The 968-nt window shown below is 50.2% G+C and carries 2 protein-coding genes; both read left to right on the top strand.

Translation table 11 applies throughout. The features are described 5' to 3' along the window. Positions 1–40 precede the first annotated feature (40 nt). On the top strand, positions 41–523 hold the full coding sequence (locus HMPREF0673_RS00165; protein WP_007896662.1) for a DUF3408 domain-containing protein: 483 nt from the start codon (positions 41–43) through the stop codon (positions 521–523). 184 nt (positions 524–707) lie between these two features. Beyond that, a partial coding sequence (locus HMPREF0673_RS00160; protein ID WP_007896661.1) for a plasmid mobilization protein occupies positions 708–968 on the top strand: 261 nt, incomplete at its 3' end.

Genomic DNA, 968 nt, shown 5'->3' with positions numbered 1-968 from the left:
AACCGTGACCACTATACTAACAAATAAAACAGCATAAGCTATGGCAAGAACAAAAGATGCAGTCTTGACTCCTGAGCAAAAGGAGCTGGTGGAAAAAGAGTATTTGGATTTTGTTAAACCATCTACGTATGGCAACAAAGCCAATCCAAGTAGTTGTAATTCTCTCTATGATGATGTAGAGAACCCAGAGTTGAGAGCAATTGTAGAGAAAGTTGCTGCAACAACTCCCTATAGAGAGGAAACATCAACGAACGAGGCTCAATCGCCACCGAATCCGCAGAAGCGCATCAGTGGCAAGCAGCGCAAGGCGACACTGGAGGAGTATCAGCAGACATTCCTCCAAGTTCCAAGGATTGACGACCGCAAGCCGGTCTTCGTCAGTTCCGATGTACGAGACCGTCTTGATCGTGTCGTCCGCATCCTCGGAGGGAGACGCATGAGCGTATCGGGCATCATCGAGAACATCGTGCGCCACCACCTAAGCCTTTATGAAGAGGACTTCGAGGCTTGGCGCAAATTATGAGAATTAAGGTCTGCGACCTTGGACGTGGATAGCTGAAAGGCTGTAGTTCCAACTAACGTGTTCTGAGAGGGAGCGAGGTTATGTTTTGGGAACCCCAAAACGCCTCGCTCCACCATGAGGGCGGAGGAATTTTGCTCCCAACGGTCGCAGAAAGTGAGTGTACCAACTGTAATCAGTATATAGAATGACAAACATACAGGAACAGGACAAGAGAAAGGGCGGAAGACCGCCCACAGGCAAGGTTCGCAAGCTGTCGAAGTCTGTCACGGTGAAGTTCTCGAAGCCAAGCTACGAGGCATTGAGGCTGAGGGCGAGAAAAGCCAACCGCAAGTTGGCGGAGTACATTCGTGAGTCCGCCTTGAACGGCGAGGTGGTCAGCAGACACAACGCAGAGACGGTAGCCATCGCCAAGAACCTCATTGGCATGGCGAACAACCTCAACCAA

Source organism: Leyella stercorea DSM 18206, from assembly GCF_000235885.1.
In the GTDB taxonomy this organism is placed as follows: Bacteria; Bacteroidota; Bacteroidia; order Bacteroidales; family Bacteroidaceae; genus Prevotella; species Prevotella stercorea.
This window is presented reverse-complemented; position numbering and strand designations above follow the sequence as displayed.